Source organism: Streptomyces sp. NPDC001970, from assembly GCF_053594115.1.
Genome location: NZ_JBSFDW010000003.1, coordinates 106,955 through 121,766, shown reverse-complemented (window position 1 = coordinate 121,766; position 14,812 = coordinate 106,955). Strand labels below are relative to the sequence as shown.

16 protein-coding genes are annotated in these 14,812 nt (G+C 72.0%); 5 read left to right on the top strand and 11 right to left on the bottom strand.

The window, feature by feature from the left end; translation table 11 throughout:
- Positions 1 to 10: 10 nt before the first annotated feature.
- Both ACWCP0_RS05110 and hisI read right to left on the bottom strand, forming a co-directional pair.
- Entirely contained in the window at positions 11 to 1,501 is a 1,491-nt protein-coding gene (locus ACWCP0_RS05110) for an anthranilate synthase component I (protein WP_451077486.1), read from the bottom strand.
- An 11-nt stretch (positions 1,502 to 1,512) separates the two neighbouring features.
- On the bottom strand, positions 1,513 to 1,890 hold the full coding sequence (gene hisI, locus ACWCP0_RS05105; protein WP_451077485.1) for a phosphoribosyl-AMP cyclohydrolase: 378 nt from the start codon (positions 1,888 to 1,890) through the stop codon (positions 1,513 to 1,515).
- A gap of 84 nt (positions 1,891 to 1,974) precedes the next feature.
- On the opposite strand from hisI, the gene ACWCP0_RS05100 reads away from it, so the two are divergent.
- Entirely contained in the window at positions 1,975 to 2,607 is a 633-nt protein-coding gene (locus tag ACWCP0_RS05100) for a TIGR03085 family metal-binding protein (protein WP_451077484.1), read from the top strand.
- Between the two features lie 42 nt (positions 2,608 to 2,649).
- On the opposite strand, the gene ACWCP0_RS05095 is transcribed toward ACWCP0_RS05100, so the two are convergent.
- From ACWCP0_RS05095 to hisD, 9 genes are all read right to left on the bottom strand, one after another.
- Positions 2,650 to 3,876 carry a serine hydrolase domain-containing protein gene (locus ACWCP0_RS05095; RefSeq protein ID WP_451077483.1) on the bottom strand — a complete coding sequence of 409 codons (1,227 nt, stop codon included), beginning with the start codon at positions 3,874 to 3,876 and terminating at the stop codon, positions 2,650 to 2,652.
- Positions 3,877 to 4,092: 216 nt separating this feature from the next.
- Positions 4,093 to 4,848: an imidazole glycerol phosphate synthase subunit HisF gene (hisF, locus tag ACWCP0_RS05090; protein ID WP_451077482.1), complete on the bottom strand. Its 756-nt coding sequence runs from the start codon at positions 4,846 to 4,848 to the stop codon at positions 4,093 to 4,095.
- The gene (locus tag ACWCP0_RS05085; RefSeq protein WP_451077481.1) at positions 4,845 to 5,258 is read right to left on the bottom strand and encodes a Rid family hydrolase; all 414 of its coding nucleotides are present in this window, start codon (positions 5,256 to 5,258) and stop codon (positions 4,845 to 4,847) included. The genes hisF and ACWCP0_RS05085 overlap by 4 nt, the downstream gene beginning before the upstream one ends.
- Positions 5,255 to 5,983 (bottom strand): bifunctional 1-(5-phosphoribosyl)-5-((5-phosphoribosylamino)methylideneamino)imidazole-4-carboxamide isomerase/phosphoribosylanthranilate isomerase PriA, encoded by a 729-nt coding sequence (priA, locus tag ACWCP0_RS05080; RefSeq protein WP_451077480.1) that lies wholly within the window; start codon positions 5,981 to 5,983, stop codon positions 5,255 to 5,257. The genes ACWCP0_RS05085 and priA overlap by 4 nt, the downstream gene beginning before the upstream one ends.
- 2 nt (positions 5,984 to 5,985) lie before the next feature.
- Positions 5,986 to 6,627, bottom strand: a complete 642-nt coding sequence (gene hisH / locus ACWCP0_RS05075; RefSeq protein ID WP_451077479.1) for an imidazole glycerol phosphate synthase subunit HisH — start codon at positions 6,625 to 6,627, stop codon at positions 5,986 to 5,988.
- Positions 6,624 to 6,788, bottom strand: coding sequence for a hypothetical protein (locus ACWCP0_RS05070; RefSeq protein WP_269730958.1), 165 nt, complete (start codon positions 6,786 to 6,788; stop codon positions 6,624 to 6,626). Before ACWCP0_RS05070 ends, hisH begins: the two co-directional genes overlap by 4 nt.
- Before the next feature lie 2 nt (positions 6,789 to 6,790).
- Positions 6,791 to 7,384 carry an imidazoleglycerol-phosphate dehydratase HisB gene (gene hisB / locus ACWCP0_RS05065; protein WP_351570561.1) on the bottom strand — a complete coding sequence of 198 codons (594 nt, stop codon included), beginning with the start codon at positions 7,382 to 7,384 and terminating at the stop codon, positions 6,791 to 6,793.
- On the bottom strand, positions 7,381 to 8,487 hold the full coding sequence (locus ACWCP0_RS05060) for a histidinol-phosphate transaminase (protein WP_451077478.1): 1,107 nt from the start codon (positions 8,485 to 8,487) through the stop codon (positions 7,381 to 7,383). Before ACWCP0_RS05060 ends, hisB begins: the two co-directional genes overlap by 4 nt.
- Entirely contained in the window at positions 8,484 to 9,860 is a 1,377-nt protein-coding gene (gene hisD / locus ACWCP0_RS05055) for a histidinol dehydrogenase (protein ID WP_451077743.1), read from the bottom strand. Before hisD ends, ACWCP0_RS05060 begins: the two co-directional genes overlap by 4 nt.
- A 153-nt stretch (positions 9,861 to 10,013) precedes the next feature.
- On the opposite strand from hisD, the gene ACWCP0_RS05050 reads away from it, so the two are divergent.
- The 4 genes from ACWCP0_RS05050 to ybaK all read left to right on the top strand — a co-directional run bounded on the left by ACWCP0_RS05050 (position 10,014) and on the right by ybaK (position 14,256).
- Positions 10,014 to 11,621: an oxidoreductase gene (locus tag ACWCP0_RS05050; RefSeq protein ID WP_451077742.1), complete on the top strand. Its 1,608-nt coding sequence runs from the start codon at positions 10,014 to 10,016 to the stop codon at positions 11,619 to 11,621.
- Positions 11,622 to 11,832: 211 nt separating this feature from the next.
- Complete coding sequence (locus ACWCP0_RS05045) at positions 11,833 to 12,966, top strand: hypothetical protein (protein ID WP_451077477.1); 1,134 nt, start codon at positions 11,833 to 11,835, stop codon at positions 12,964 to 12,966.
- 5 nt (positions 12,967 to 12,971) lie between these two features.
- On the top strand, positions 12,972 to 13,712 hold the full coding sequence (locus ACWCP0_RS05040; protein ID WP_451077476.1) for an LON peptidase substrate-binding domain-containing protein: 741 nt from the start codon (positions 12,972 to 12,974) through the stop codon (positions 13,710 to 13,712).
- A 40-nt stretch (positions 13,713 to 13,752) separates the two neighbouring features.
- On the top strand, positions 13,753 to 14,256 hold the full coding sequence (gene ybaK, locus ACWCP0_RS05035; protein ID WP_451077475.1) for a Cys-tRNA(Pro) deacylase: 504 nt from the start codon (positions 13,753 to 13,755) through the stop codon (positions 14,254 to 14,256).
- Positions 14,257 to 14,812 lie beyond the last annotated feature (556 nt).

Sequence of the window (14,812 nt, the reverse complement as noted above, 5' to 3'; positions counted from 1 at the left end):
CCTCACCCGTTCAGTGGCCGTTCAGCCGGTTCGCCGTGTGCACGGCCCGCAGCACCGCGGCCGCCTTGTTGCGGCACTCCGTGTCCTCGGCGACCGGGTCCGAGTCGGCGACGATCCCGGCGCCGGCCTGCACATACGCGGTGCCGTCACGCAGCAGGGCCGTACGGATGGCGATGGCGGTGTCGGAGTCGCCCGCGAAGTCGAGGTAGCCGACGCAGCCGCCGTACAGTCCGCGCCGCGACGGCTCCAGCTCCTCGATGATCTGCATCGCCCGGGGCTTCGGGGCGCCGGAGAGCGTGCCGGCGGGGAAGCAGGCGGTCAGGACGTCGAAGGCGGTACGGCCTTCGGCGACGTTGCCGGTCACGGTCGAGACGATGTGCATCACATGCGAGTACCGCTCGATGGACATGAAGTCGACCACCTCGACGGAGCCCGGCTCGCAGACCCGGCCCAGGTCGTTGCGGCCGAGGTCGACGAGCATGAGGTGCTCGGCGCGCTCCTTCGGGTCGGCGAGCAGCTCCTCGGCGAGGTCGTGGTCCTCCTGCGGGGTGGCGCCGCGCGGCCGGGTGCCGGCGATGGGGTGCAGCATGGCGCGCCCGTCCTCGACCTTGACCAGGGCCTCCGGGCTGGAGCCGACGACGTCGAAGCCCTCGAAGCGGAGCAGGTACATGTACGGGCTCGGGTTGGTGGCCCGCAGCACCCGGTAGACGTCCAGGGCGCTCGCCTCGCACGGCGTCTCGAAGCGCTGCGAGGGCACGACCTGGAAGGCCTCGCCCGCGCGGATGCGCTCCTTGATGTCCTCGACGGCCTCCTGGAACTGCTCGCCGCCCCACAGCGGCGCCGTGTACGGGGGCAGCTCGGACGGCGGCAGGGCGTGCGGCTCGTACGCGGCGGGCCGGGAGAGGTCGGCCTCCATGGCGTCGAGGCGGGCCACGGCGTCCGCGTACGCCTCGTCCACGCCCGTGTCGAGGTCGTTGTGGTTGATCGCGTTGGCGATCAGCAGGACGGTGCCGGCCCAGTGGTCCAGGACGGCGAGGTCCGAGGTGAGCAGCATGGTCAGCTCGGGCAGCTGCAGGTCGTCCCGGCCGTGCTCGCCGATCCTCTCCAGCCTGCGGACGATGTCGTAGCCGAGGTAGCCGACCATGCCGCCGGTGAAGGGCGGCATCCCGGAGGCCAGGTCACGCGGGGTGTGCAGGGCGTCGACGGTGGCGCGCAGCGCCGTCAGCGGGTCCCCGTCGACCGGGACGCCGACGGGCGGGGTGCCGAGCCAGTGGGCCTCGCCGTCGCGGGTGGTGAGGGTGGCGGCTGACCGTACGCCGACGAAGGAGTAGCGGGACCAGGAGCGCCCGTTCTCGGCGGATTCGAGGAGGAAGGTGCCCGGCCGCTCCGCCGCGAGCTTGCGGTAGAGGCCGACCGGCGTGTCGCCGTCGGCGAGGAGGCGGCGGCTGACGGGGATGACCCGGCGGTCGGCCGCCAGCTTGCGGAAGGTCTCGAGATCCATGGCGTACGACCCTACTGGCCGACCGGCAGCACGTCGGCGTCGAAGCAGGTACGGGCGCCGGTGTGGCAGGCGGCGCCGATCTGGTCCACCTTGACGAGGACGGTGTCGGCGTCGCAGTCGAGCGCGACCGACTTGACGTGCTGGACGTGGCCGGACGTGTCGCCCTTGACCCAGTACTCCCGGCGGCTGCGGGACCAGTACGTGGCGCGGCCGGTGGTGAGGGTGCGGTGGAGTGCCTCGTCGTCCATCCAGCCGAGCATGAGCACCTCGCCGGTGTCGTACTGCTGGGCGATGGCCGGAACCAGGCCGTCGGGGCTGCGCTTGAGGCGGCCGGCGATGGCGGGGTCGAGTGCGCTGGAGCTGCTGCGCGTGCTGGGCGTGCCTGTCATGGGGTCATTGTGCCGCTTAGGCGCCCCCCGTCCGGCGGTGCGTCCACTGGGCGGACTCGGGCCGACGGCCGTAGGCTGACGAGCATGTCGACCCATGCCAAGCGTGAACGGCTCCTGCTCGCCGATCTGTTGGAGGCTGCGGGACCGGATGCCCCCACCCTGTGCGAGGGGTGGAACACCCGCGATCTGGCGGCGCATGTCGTGGTGCGCGAGCGTCGCCCCGAGGCGGTCGGGATCGTGCTGAGCCCGCTGAGGAGCAGGCTGGAGCGGGTGCAGGCCGAGTACGCCGCGAAGCCGTACGAGGAGCTGATCCAGCTGATCCGTACGGGCCCGCCGCGGATGTCGCCGTTCTCGATCAAGCCGGTCGACGAGGGGGCGAACACGGTCGAGTTCTATGTGCACGCCGAGGACGTACGGCGGGCGCAGCCCGACTGGACGCCGCGGGAGCTGGACCCGGTCTTCGCGGACACGCTGTGGACGCGGCTGGAGCGGGGGGCCAGGCTGCTCGGCCGGAGGTCTCCGGTGGGGCTTGTGCTGCGCCGCCCGGACGGACAGACGGCGGTGGCGCACCGGGGCACCCCGGTGGTGACGGTGACCGGGGAGCCGGGTGAGCTGACGCTGTTCTCCTTCGGGCGGCAGGACGCGGCGAAGGTGGAGATCGAGGGCGACAAGGACGCGGTCGACCGGGTCGGCAGGGCCCAGCTCGGGATGAGCTGATCCGCCGGCCGGTCCACGGTCCCGGGTCCGGGGTCCCGGCTCTCAGGTTCCGCCGGGGGCCGGGTGTCCCGGGGCGAGGGCCGTCGCGATCCGGTTCATGATCACCTGAGCGGCATTGCCTTCCGGCGTGTCCTTGGTCTTGGTGGTCGCGACCGCGATGGCGAGGCGTTCGGCGGGGAGATAGGCCTGCACGGCGGCGTAGCCGGAGAACGACGGGTTCGTCATGATCCAGTCGTTCTGCACGAGGACACCGACGCCGAAGTGCTTGGCCGCGGTGTTCTTCAGGCAGACCGTGGCCGGGCAGGTCTTCGTACCGCCGCCGAGCCCGACCGTGCCGGGGTCGAGCTGGGTCCGGAAAGCGGCCGGGGACAGCAGGTCGCCCGAGCCGACGCCCTCCGCCGAGCGGGCCAGGTCGCAGATGTGGGAGGTGACGACGGCGCCGGGCGCGGTCGTCCACGACGGGTTCCAGAACGTGGACTCCTCGTAGGGTCCGCGTTCCGAGGTGAAGGCGTGCAGGACCGGCTGCGGGATCTCGGGGGTGGTGCTGTTGCGGGTGTCGTCCAGCCCCAGTGGGCCCATGACGCGCTGCTCCAGCAGCTGGTCGAGCGGGATTCCGGCGATCTTCTCCAGGGCGGCGCCGAGGAGCACGAAGTTGGCGTGGGAGTAGCTCCAGCTGGTGCCCGGCTCGTACCAGAGAGGGTGCGCGGCCGGGTAGGCCACCAGTTCCTCGGGCGTCCACTGACGGAAGGGGGCCGCCTCCAGCGCGGCGAGGAACTTCGGGTCGGTGACGTAGTCGTGGAGTCCCGAGGTGGAGTCGCCGAGCATGCGCAGGGTGATCTTGTCGGCGTGAGGGGCGTCGGGCAGCCAGCGGGACACCGGGTCGTCGAGACGCGCCTTCTTCTCGTCCACCAGCTGCAGCAGCGTGATGCCCATGTACACGATGGCGACCGAGCCGGCGCGGAAGTGCATACCGGGCTGCGCGGGAACGCCGGTCATCGATTCGCCCAGCGCCGCCGTGAGGACTTCCTCGCCGTCCTTCGTGACGCGCAGCACGACCGAGTTGAGGTGCAGTTCGGTCCTGGCCTGCTGGGCGAGGTTCAGGACCTCACGGGCGGGGCCGCCCCTGGGCGGCGGGGAGCTGACGCACGGTCGGCCGCTCACGGCCTCGCCGGGAGCGGCGGTTGCGGTGCCGGCGACGGCCGTTGCCTGGAGGCTCGCGGCGACGAGCGTCGCGGCGCAGAGGAGTGGGGCCACGCATGTGCGCCTCATCGCCTCATTGTCGGCGAACAACCCCGGCACGGCACGCCGGAGAGATCCGGCTCCGGCGTCAGCCCGCGGAGCCCTGCGTGGCGCCGCGCGGTGCGCACGAGGGCGGCGTCTGCCGCGAGGTGCCGCCGCAGCGCGGCCTCGCGCTCGGCCGGATCCCCGGACACCCGTCCGCGGGTCCAGCCGAGTCGGCTGTCTCAGGAATCCGTCACCGCCCGGTCACCGGACGGGGTGTCCGGCTTCCCGCAGGGTCTCCTTGACCTCGGCGATCCGCAGATCACCGAAGTGGAACACGGACGCCGCCAGCACCGCGTCCGCGCCCGCCACGATGGCCGGTGCGAAGTCGGCGAGCCTGCCCGCACCGCCGGAGGCGATCACCGGGACCGTGACGTGCTTGCGGACGGCCGCGATCATCTCGGTGTCGTAGCCGTCCTTGGTGCCGTCGGCGTCCATCGAGTTGAGCAGGATCTCGCCGGCGCCCAGTTCGGCGGCCCGGTGCGCCCATTCGACGGCGTCGATGCCGGTGCCGCGGCGGCCGCCGTGCGTGGTCACCTCGAAGGAGCCGGAGGGAGTGCGGCGGGCGTCCACCGACAGGACCAGCACCTGGCGGCCGAAGCGTTCGGCGATCTCACGGATCAGCTCGGGGCGGTCGATGGCGGCGGTGTTGACGCCGACCTTGTCGGCACCGGCCCGCAGCAGCCTGTCGACGTCGTCGGCCGAGCGGACGCCGCCGCCGACCGTGAGCGGGATGAAGACCTGCTCGGCGGTGCGGCGCACCACGTCGTACGTCGTCTCGCGGTCGCCGGAGGACGCCGTGATGTCGAGGAAGGTCAGCTCGTCGGCGCCCTCGGCGTCGTACAGCTTGGCCATCTCGACCGGGTCGCCCGCGTCCCGCAGGTTCTGGAAGTTGACTCCCTTGACCACCCGTCCGTTGTCCACGTCCAGGCAGGGGATGACTCGGACCGCGAGGGTCATGACTGCGGACCTCCGCTCTCTCCGGCCGGCCGGTACGCCTCGACCTCGACCTCCACGACCAGCCGCGGGTCGGCGAGGCCGGCGACGACGACCAGCGACGCGGCGGGGCGGACGGTGTCGAACAGCGCCTTGTGGGCGCGGCCGACCTCCTCGAGGTCCCGGGCGTGCGTGATGTACATCCGGGTGCGCACCACGTGCTCGGCGCCGAGGCCGAGCTCCTTCAGCGCGCCGAGGGCGACGTTGAAGGAGTTGACCGTCTGGTCGTACGGGCCGCCGTCGGCGAAAGCGCCGTCGATCATCGACGTACAGCCGGAGACGAGGACCAGGCCGTTCGGCAGCTCCACCGCACGGGAGCAGGCGAAGGCCTCCTCCCACGGTCCGCCGGAGGTGATGCGGCGTACGTCTGTCATCGGGAGACTGCCTCCAGGGCTTCTTCCAGGGTGAACGCCTCGGCGTAGAGCGCCTTGCCGACGATCGCGCCCTCGACACCCTCCGGGACCAGCGAGGCGAGCGCGCGCAGGTCGTCGAGCGAGGAGACGCCGCCGGAGGCGACGACGGGCTTGTCGGTGGCGGCGCAGACATTGCGCAGCAGCTCCAGGTTGGGGCCCTGGAGGGTGCCGTCCTTGGCGATGTCGGTGACGACGTAGCGGGCGCAGCCCTCGGAGTCGAGGCGGGCCAGCGTCTCGTAGAGGTCACCGCCGTCGCGGGTCCAGCCGCGCCCGCGCAGGGTCGTGCCGCGTACGTCGAGACCGACCGCGATCCGGTCACCGTGCTCGGCGATGACCTTGGCGACCCACTCGGGGGTCTCCAGGGCCGCGGTGCCGAGGTTGACGCGGGTGCAGCCGGTGGCGAGGGCGGCGGCGAGCGTCCCGTCGTCGCGGATGCCTCCGGAGAGCTCGACCTTGATGTCCATGGCCCCGCTGACCTCGGCGATGAGCTCACGGTTGTCACCAGTGCCGAAGGCCGCGTCCAGGTCGACCAGGTGGAGCCATTCGGCGCCCGCGCGCTGCCAGGTGAGGGCGGCCTCCAGCGGGGAGCCGTAGGACGTCTCCGTACCGGACTCGCCGTGGACGAGGCGGACGGCCCGGCCGTCGCGGACATCGACGGCGGGGAGGAGTTCAAGCTTCTGAGCCATGATCAGAGGGTCTCGATCCAGTTGGTGAGGAGCTGGGCGCCGGCGTCACCGGACTTCTCCGGGTGGAACTGGGTCGCCCACAGCGCACCGTTCTCGACGGCCGCGACGAACGGCTCGCCGTGGGTCGCCCAGGTGACCTTCGGGGCCCGCATCGCGGGATTGGTGATCTCGAGGGACCAGTCGTGCACGGCGTACGAGTGCACGAAGTAGAAGCGGGCGTCGGGGTCGAGACCGGCGAACAGCTCGCTGTCCTCGGGCGCATCGACGGTGTTCCAGCCCATGTGGGGCACGACCGGGGCCTTGAGCGGTGCGACCGTGCCGGGCCACTCGTCGAGGCCGTCCGTCTCCACGCCGTGCTCGATGCCGCGGGCGAAGAGGATCTGCATGCCGACGCAGATGCCCATGACCGGGCGGCCGCCGGAGAGCCTGCGGTCGACGATCCAGTGCCCGCGGGCCTCCTGGAGGCCGGTCATGCAGGCGGAGAAGGCGCCGACGCCGGGGACGAGGAGCCCGTCGGCGTTCATCGCCCTGTCGAAGTCGCGGGTGATCTCGACGTCCGCGCCGACCCGGGCGACGGCCCGCTCGGCCGACCGGACGTTGCCGAAGCCGTAGTCGAAGACGACGACCTTCTTGCGCGCGCTCATGACCACACGTCCAGGCGCAGGACGCCTGCGGCGAGGCACATCGCGGCGCCGACGGAGAGCAGCGCGATCAGGCCCTTGGGCATCTGCTGCTTGGCGAACGAGATGATGCCGCCGATCAGGAAGAGCCCGACGACGATCAGAACCGTGGAAAGACCGTTCACGACTACAGGGCGCCCTTCGTGGAGGGAAGGATTCCGGCAGCGCGCGGGTCGCGCTCGGAGGCGTAGCGCAGGGCCCGGGCCAGCGCCTTGAACTGGCACTCCACGATGTGGTGGGCGTTGCGCCCGTACGGCACGTGGACGTGCAGCGCGATCTGCGCCTGGGCGACGAAGGACTCCAGGATGTGCCGGGTCATCGTCGTGTCGTACGCGCCGATCATCGGCGCCATGTTCTCCGGCTCGGTGTGCACGAGGTAGGGGCGGCCGGACAGGTCCACGGTCACCTGGGCGAGCGACTCGTCCAGCGGGACGGTGCAGTTGCCGAACCGGTAGATCCCCACCTTGTCGCCGAGGGCCTGCTTGAAGGCGGCGCCCAGCGCGAGGGCGGTGTCCTCGATGGTGTGGTGGCTGTCGATGTGCAGATCGCCGTCGGTCTTGACCGTGAGGTCGAACAGGCCGTGGCGGCCGAGCTGGTCGAGCATGTGGTCGTAGAAACCGACCCCGGTCGACACATCGACCTTTCCGGTGCCGTCGAGGTTGATCTCGACGACGACCGAGGTCTCCTTCGTGGTGCGCTCGACCCGTCCTACGCGGCTCATGAGCTCTGCTCCTTCTTCAGTGCGCGAACCGCATCGAGGAACGCGTCGTTCTCTGCGGGCGTGCCGGCGGTGACCCGCAGCCACCCCGGTACGCCGTTGTCACGGACGAGGACGCCCCGGTCGAGGATCTTCTGCCACATGCCGTGGGTGTCCTCGAAGCGTCCGAACTGGACGAAGTTGGCGTCGGATTCCGTCACTTCGTAACCGATGGCGCGGAGCTCGGCGACCAGCCGGTCCCGTTCCTCCTTGAGCTGCTCGACGTACCCCAGCAGCGTGTCGGTGTGCTCCAGGGCGGCGAGCGCCGTGGCCTGGGTGACGGCGGAGAGGTGGTACGGCAGCCGGACGAGCTGGACGGCGTCGACCACGGCCGGGTGCGCGGCGAGATAGCCGAGACGCAGTCCGGCCGCGCCGAAGGCCTTGGACATGGTGCGCGAGACGACGAGATTCGGCCGACCCTCGATCAGCGGCAGCAGCGAGGGGCGGTGGCTGAACTCGACGTACGCCTCGTCGACGACCACGAGCGACGGCTTCGCCTTCTGGGCCGCCTCGTGGAGCGCGAGGACGGTCTCGGCGTCGGCCGCCGTGCCCGTCGGGTTGTTCGGCGAGGTGATGAAGACGACGTCGGGCCGGTGCTCGGCGATGGCGCGCCCGGCCGCCGCCACATCGATGGTGAAGTCGTCGTTGCGGGGGCCCGAGATCCAGCCCGTGCCGGTGCCGCGGGCGATCAGTCCGTGCATCGAGTACGAGGGCTCGAAGCCGATGGCCGTGCGCCCCGGGCCGCCGAAGGTCTGCAGCAGCTGCTGGATGACCTCGTTGGAGCCGTTGGCCGCCCAGACGTTGGCGAGGCCGACCGGGTGCTTCCCGGTGCGCGTGAGGTACTTCGCGAGCTCGGTGCGGAGCTCGACGGCGTCCCGGTCGGGGTAGCGGTTGAGGCCGCGCGCGGCTTCCCTGACCCGTTCGGCGATGCGCTCGACGATCGGCTCGGGCAGCGGGTAGGGGTTCTCGTTGGTGTTCAGCTGTACGGGAACGTCGAGCTGGGGCGCGCCGTACGGGGACTTGCCGCGCAGCTCGTCGCGGATGGGGAGATCGTCGATGCCGGTCACTTGCTGTCGGGCACCTTCCTCCCCCGCTGCGCTTCGCGCGTGGGGGTACCCCCGAACCTTGCCTTGAGCGCGGCTCCGTGCGCCGGGAGGTCCTCCGCCTCCGCCAGGGTCACCACGTGGTGGGTGACCTCGGCGAGTGCATCGCGCGTGTAGTCCACGATGTGGACGCCGCGCAGGAAGGACTGGACGGAGAGACCGGAGGAGTGGCAGGCGCAGCCGCCGGTGGGCAGCACGTGGTTGGAGCCCGCGCAGTAGTCGCCGAGGGAGACGGGCGCCCAAGGGCCGACGAAGATCGCGCCCGCGTTGCGGACCCGGTCGGCGACGGCCGCGGCGTCGGCGGTCTGGACCTCCAGGTGCTCGGCGCCGTACGCGTCGACGACGCGCAGGCCCTCCTCGATGCCGTCGACGAGGACGATCGCGGACTGCTTCCCGGAGAGCGCCGGGACGATCCGGTCCTCGACGTGCTTGGTCGCGGCGATCTGCGGCTCCAGCTCGCGCTCGACCGCGTCGGCGAGCTCGGGCGAGTCGGTGACCAGGACGGCCGCGGCCAGCGGGTCGTGCTCGGCCTGGCTGATCAGGTCGGCGGCGACGTGGGCCGGGTCGGCGGTGGCGTCGGCGAGGACGGCGATCTCGGTCGGGCCGGCCTCGGTGTCGATCCCGATGCGGCCGGTGAAGTAGCGCTTGGCGGCGGCGACCCATACGTTGCCGGGGCCGGTGACCATGTTGGCGGGGGCGCACCCGTCAGGTCCGGAGGTCCCGTACGCGAACATCGCGACGGCCTGGGCGCCTCCGGCCGCGTACACCTCGTCGACGCCGAGCAGCGCACAGGCGGCGAGGATCGTCGGGTGCGGCAGGCCGCCGAACTCCTTCTGCGGCGGGGACGCGAGCGCGATGGACTCGACGCCGGCCTCCTGCGCCGGCACCGCGTTCATGATCACGGAGGACGGGTATACGGAACGCCCGCCCGGTGCGTACAGCCCGACGCGCTCGACCGGAATCCACTTCTCGGTCACCGTGCCGCCCGGCACGACCTGCGTGGTGTGCGTCTCTCGGCGCTGCGCGCGGTGGACAGTCCGGGCGCGCCGGATCGACTCCTCCAGGGCGGACCTGACCTCGGGGTCGAGCTGCTCCAGCGCCTCGGCGAGTGCCTTCGCGGGCACCCGTACCCGCTCCAGCCTCACGCCGTCGAACTTCTCCGCGTAGTCGATCAGCGCCGCCGTGCCGCGATGATGCACGTCCTCGCAGATGGGCCGCACCTTCTCGAGGGCGGCCTCCACGTCGAACTCGGCGCGGGGCAGCAGGTCGCGCAGGGCGCCACCCTCCGGGAGGGCATCGCCACGCAGATCGATTCGAGCCAGAGAAATTGATCGCAGCACGGGTCAATTCTCGCAGACGTGCTCCGAGGACCGGTCGCCCGTATCACTGGCTGATACGTGTCCCACAACTCGCTCATGACCACTAGCGTTCAGTCCGTCACGCAGCGGGAAGAACGGTTGTACGAAAACCGGGGAAGCGAGGGGGCGGCCTTGACCGAGCCGCAGGGCATGGACATGCCCAATGATCTGACCACGGCGGAGCACACCCTGTGGACGTCGTTCGAGAGTGGCAGAACCTGCGACCTGCGTGATCGTGATCCGCTGCTGAACGATCCCTTCTCGGGCGGGGCCTGGGGCCGGGAGCGCAGTGTGCGCGCCGATGTGATCGCGATGCTGCTGCTCAGCGGCCCGCCCGCGCGGCCTGGCCGGGTCAGCGCGCTGAAACTGCGCGGCGCGTTCATCACGGGGAAGCTGATGCTCGCGGGCGGGACCGTCGGACCGTACGTCGAGCTGACCGGCTGCCGCTTCGAGCAGGAGATCGCGCTCCCCGAGGCCCGGTTCACCACACTGCGCATGGTCGGCTGCCTGATCCCGCGACTGGAGGCCGCCCGGCTGCACACGGAGGGCGATCTGCATCTGCCGCGCTGCCGGGTCGAGCGCGGGATGCGGCTCACGGACGCGCAGATAGGCACGGATCTGCTGATCAACCAGATCCAGGTGCGGCCGGACCGGCGCGGCCGTGCGATCGCCGCGGACGGGCTGTCCGTGGCGCAGGACCTCCAGGCCGAGCTGATCGAGACGTACGGCGAGGTCAGCCTGCGCGGCGCCAAGGTCGGCGTGTCGCTGAGCCTGCGCGGCAGCCGGCTGCGGGCGGCGGAGGGGCGGCGCGCGCTCAACGCCCCGCAGCTGACCGTGGAGCGCACGCTGTACATGACGTACGCCTGGGTGAACGTGACGGGCAACCAGGGCACCACTCCCCCGTTCGGCATCGCCAACGCGGTCGGCGGCCGGGCGCCCGGCGCGCAAGAACAGCGCTTCGAGTGCCACGGCGGGGTGCGGCTGGACGACGGACGGTTCGGCGACGCGGTCGACTTCCACAAGGCCCGCTTCGTCCTGTCGGACGCCCGCCGGGAGGAACTGTCGCTGCGCAGGATCGTCACGCCGGAACTGCGCTTCAACGGGGAGCGGCCGGATGAGGGCCGTGTCGTGCTCAACGGCGCGAAGGTCGTCACGCTCATCGATCTGTCGACGAGCTGGCCGGGCCCCGGCGGGCTCGCGATGGGCGGCTTCGCGTACGAGAACCTCGTCCCGTACAGCCGTTTCCCGCTCGCACGCCGGCTGGAGTGGGTCGCCGCGGCCACTCCGGAGTACGCGCCGGAGCCGTACGAACGGCTGGCGACGGTGCTGCGCAACAGCGGCGAGGACGCAGACGCGCGCGAGGTGCTGCTCGCCAAGCAGCGCCGGCGCCGGGAGACCCTGCCGCTGGCCGCGAAGCTCTGGGGCTATCTGCAGGACTGGACGGTGGCCTACGGCTACCGGCCCGGGCGGGCCGCGCTGTGGATGGCGATCCTGTGGGCGGCGGGAGCGGTGGCGTTCTCCCGCTTCGAGCCCGCGGCGATCAAGCCGGACGAACACCCGGAGTGGAACGCGTCCCTCTTCGCCCTGGATCTGCTCCTTCCCGTGATCAACCTCGGCCAGGACGGCTACTGGCGCCTGGAGGGCCGCTGGCAGTGGGCCGCTGCGGCGCTGATCCTGCTCGGCTGGATCCTCGCGACGACGGTGGCGGCGGGCGCGTCGAGGCTGCTGAGGAGGGGCTGAGGAACGGGCGACGGGGCCGAGGAACGGGATGACGGGGCCGAGAGAGGCGCGGCGGGGGCCGGCAGAGGGTGGCGCGGGCTGAAAGAGGGGTGACGTGTGCGCCGGAGCGTTCGCTCCTTTACTCTTTCTTGACCTGCCGCAGGACAACCATTCCACCTGCTACCAAAACTTCACAGATGCCCCCTGGCGCGGCCCCCACCTGCGGCTTTCAATGGTCCGCACCATGTCTCTGCTCCGCGCCCTGATCAGCACCGCCCGCATGGTCCGGCACACCCCGCGGCTCGCCGACGGGCTGTCCCCGGACGACACGGTTCTGCTCGACGCGCCCGATGGGCGGCTCGGGCCCGCGCTCGTCTCCGCCGCGCTCGGCGATCACGAGCCGGCGGCCAAGCTGCTCGCCGTCACGCGCGAGGCGGCCGAATGGGAGAACCGCGACCGCTACGTCATGCGGCTCGCGGCGTTCGCGTACCACCGCGGCGACTGGCTGGCCGGCTGGCTCGCCGCCGCACCCCGTGATCCGGACGCGCTGCTGGTGAAGGCGGAACTGGAAGTGCGCAGGGCATGGAGCTCACCCGCGCGCGCCGAGCGGCTCCGCGAGGTCGGGCCCCTGATCGACGCGGCGGCCGCGGCGACTCCGCAGGACCCTGTGCCGTGGCGGATCGCGCTCGACCACGCCCGCGCCACCCACGCCACGCACACCGCGTTCGAGTTGCTGTGGGAGCAGGCCGTGCGCCGCGCCTCGCACCACTACGGCTGTCATGTGGCGGCGCTCCAGTACCTCTCCGCCGTCTGGTACGGCTCGCACCGCGAGTGCTTCGACTTCGCCGAGCGCGCCGCCGAGGACGCGCTGCCGGGTTCGCTGGTGCAGGCGCTGCCCGTGCGGGCGGCGTTCGCGCTGCTGGTGACCGGGGACCCCACCGCCGTACAGGCCGACCGGATCGACGCGGCAGCCGATCTGGCGATCGCACTGTCCGCCGAGTACGGGCCGGGCGACCCGTGGCCGTCGGAGGTCCGCAATCTGCTGGTGTACGTGCTGATCGCGCGGGGCCGCTGGGCGGAGGCGCTGGAGCAGTTCCGGCTGATCGGTCCGCACGCGACGTCGTTCCCGTGGAACTGCGTGACGGACGATCCGCTGGGCCAGTTCCTGGAGGCGCGGGACGGCGTACGGATCGAGGTGGCCTCGACGAGGCCGCTCCGGCGGACGGCACCGCGGGCGGCCCGGCCGGCCAGGACCGCCCGCTTTTCGGGGGCGCAGGACACGTCCGGCACCACCGGCCCGGCGGGCCCCCTCGGTCCGATCCGCAGACAGGCAGGACAGAGCCCGTCCGGCGGCCATTACGCTTAGCCGCTGTGACCACCGCAAGCCTGCCCCTCTTCCCGCTCAACGCGGTGCTCTTCCCCGGACTCGTTCTGCCGCTGAACGTCTTCGAAGAGCGCTATCGCGCCATGATGCGCGAGCTTCTGAAGACCGACGAGTCCGAACCCCGCCGGTTCGCCGTGGTCGCCATCCGCGACGGCCGCGAGGTCGCGCCGACCGCACCCGGGATGCCGGACCAGACGGCACAGCCCGAGAAGGGCCCGGCGGCGGGCTTCGGCACGGACCCGATCCAGGCGTTCCACCGGGTGGGGTGCATCGCGGACGCCGCGACGATCCGCGAGCGCGCGGACGGCAGCTTCGAGGTGCTGGCCACCGGTACGAACCGCATCAAACTGCTCTCCGTCGATGCGAGCGGTCCCTTTCTGACCGCCGAGGTCGAGGAGATCCCCGAGGAGCAGGGCGAAGGGGCTGGTGCCCTCGCCGAAGGGGTGCTGCGGGCGTTCCGCAGCTACCAGAAGCGGCTGGCGGGTGCGCGGGAGCGTTCGCTGTCGACGGGCGCCGACCTGCCGGACGAGCCGTCGGTCGTGTCGTACCTGGTGGCTGCCGCGGCCGTCCTGGACACCCCGGCGAAGCAGCGGCTGCTGCAGGCGCCGGACACGGCGACGCGGCTGCGCGAGGAGCTGAAGCTGTTGCGCTCCGAGACGGCGGTGATCCGGCATCTCCCGTCGTTGCCGGCGGTCGAGCTGACGCGCGCGCCGACGAGCCCGAACTGAGACGAGGACGAGGACGAGGACGAGGGCGAGGGCCGGCACCTTGGCGAAGAAGGCGAAGAAGCAGCAGGGCGGCGGAGGCACCCCGGCGACGGTGGCGCTGACGGCGGCGGGCACGGACTTCGCCGTCCACGCGTACGAGCACGACCCGGCGTCCGCGTCGTACGGCGAGGAGGCGGCCGAGGCCCTCGGCGTCTCCCCCGAGCGGGTCTTCAAGACCCTCGTCGCGGACGTGGACGGCGAACTCACGGTCGCCGTCGTCCCGGTCGCCGGCCAGCTCGACCTGAAGGCCCTCGCGGCGGCGGTCGGCGGCAAGCGGGCGGTGATGGCCGACCCGGCGGCCGCGGAGCGCACGACGGGCTATGTGCGGGGCGGCATCTCGCCGCTGGGCCAGCGCAAGCGGCTGCGGACGGTTCTGGACGCCTCGGCCTCCGCCCACCCGACCATCTGCGTCTCGGCCGGCCGCCGCGGCCTGGAGGTCGAACTCGCCCCCGCCGACCTGGCCATGCTCACGAACGCGGTCCTGGCTCCGATCGGCCGGGCGTAGATCCTGTCCGGACCTGTCCGGTCCGGGCCCACGCGACCCCTCGACGGCGGGCCTGTCCTCCGCTACGACCGAAGGACACCCGACCTGAGGGGGTCCGCATGTCGAAACGCACCCGGAAACGCAAATGGCGCCTCCGCAAGCGCCGCGCGAACCACGGCCGCCGCCCGGCGTGACGCCGGGCCCCACGGCCGCGCGAGGCGCGGGAGGCGCGGGAGGCGCGGGAGGCGCGGGAGGCGCGGGAGGCCTGCGGCGGGCCCACACGGCGGAGCCGCAGATCGACCCAGCCCCGCCCCTTCCCGAACCGGGGCTCCGCCCCGTTCGTGCGGGAGCTCCGCACCCTGGACTCCCGCTCGTCACTGGCCGCAGGTGCTGATTCCGGGCCCGTCCGCCGGCACCGGATGCACTCCCAGCCCCTCCGGCACTTGAGGACAGACACACCACCCCACCCGCCGACACCGGATGCACTCCCAGCCCCTCCGGCACTTGAGGACGGACACACCACCCCACCCGCCGACACCGGATGCACTCCCAGCCCCTCCGGCACTTGAGGACGGAC

Coding starts and splice junctions, on each gene's coding strand:
- ACWCP0_RS05110 (WP_451077486.1), bottom strand. CDS start 1,501: ATGGATCTCGAGACCTTCCGCAAGCTGGCGGCCGACCGCCGGGTCATC.
- hisI (WP_451077485.1), bottom strand. CDS start 1,890: ATGACAGGCACGCCCAGCACGCGCAGCAGCTCCAGCGCACTCGACCCC.
- ACWCP0_RS05100 (WP_451077484.1), top strand. CDS start 1,975: ATGTCGACCCATGCCAAGCGTGAACGGCTCCTGCTCGCCGATCTGTTG.
- ACWCP0_RS05095 (WP_451077483.1), bottom strand. CDS start 3,876: ATGAGGCGCACATGCGTGGCCCCACTCCTCTGCGCCGCGACGCTCGTC.
- hisF (WP_451077482.1), bottom strand. CDS start 4,848: ATGACCCTCGCGGTCCGAGTCATCCCCTGCCTGGACGTGGACAACGGA.
- ACWCP0_RS05085 (WP_451077481.1), bottom strand. CDS start 5,258: ATGACAGACGTACGCCGCATCACCTCCGGCGGACCGTGGGAGGAGGCC.
- priA (WP_451077480.1), bottom strand. CDS start 5,983: ATGGCTCAGAAGCTTGAACTCCTCCCCGCCGTCGATGTCCGCGACGGC.
- hisH (WP_451077479.1), bottom strand. CDS start 6,627: ATGAGCGCGCGCAAGAAGGTCGTCGTCTTCGACTACGGCTTCGGCAAC.
- hisB (WP_351570561.1), bottom strand. CDS start 7,384: ATGAGCCGCGTAGGACGGGTCGAGCGCACCACGAAGGAGACCTCGGTC.
- ACWCP0_RS05045 (WP_451077477.1), top strand. CDS start 11,833: ATGGTCCGCACCATGTCTCTGCTCCGCGCCCTGATCAGCACCGCCCGC.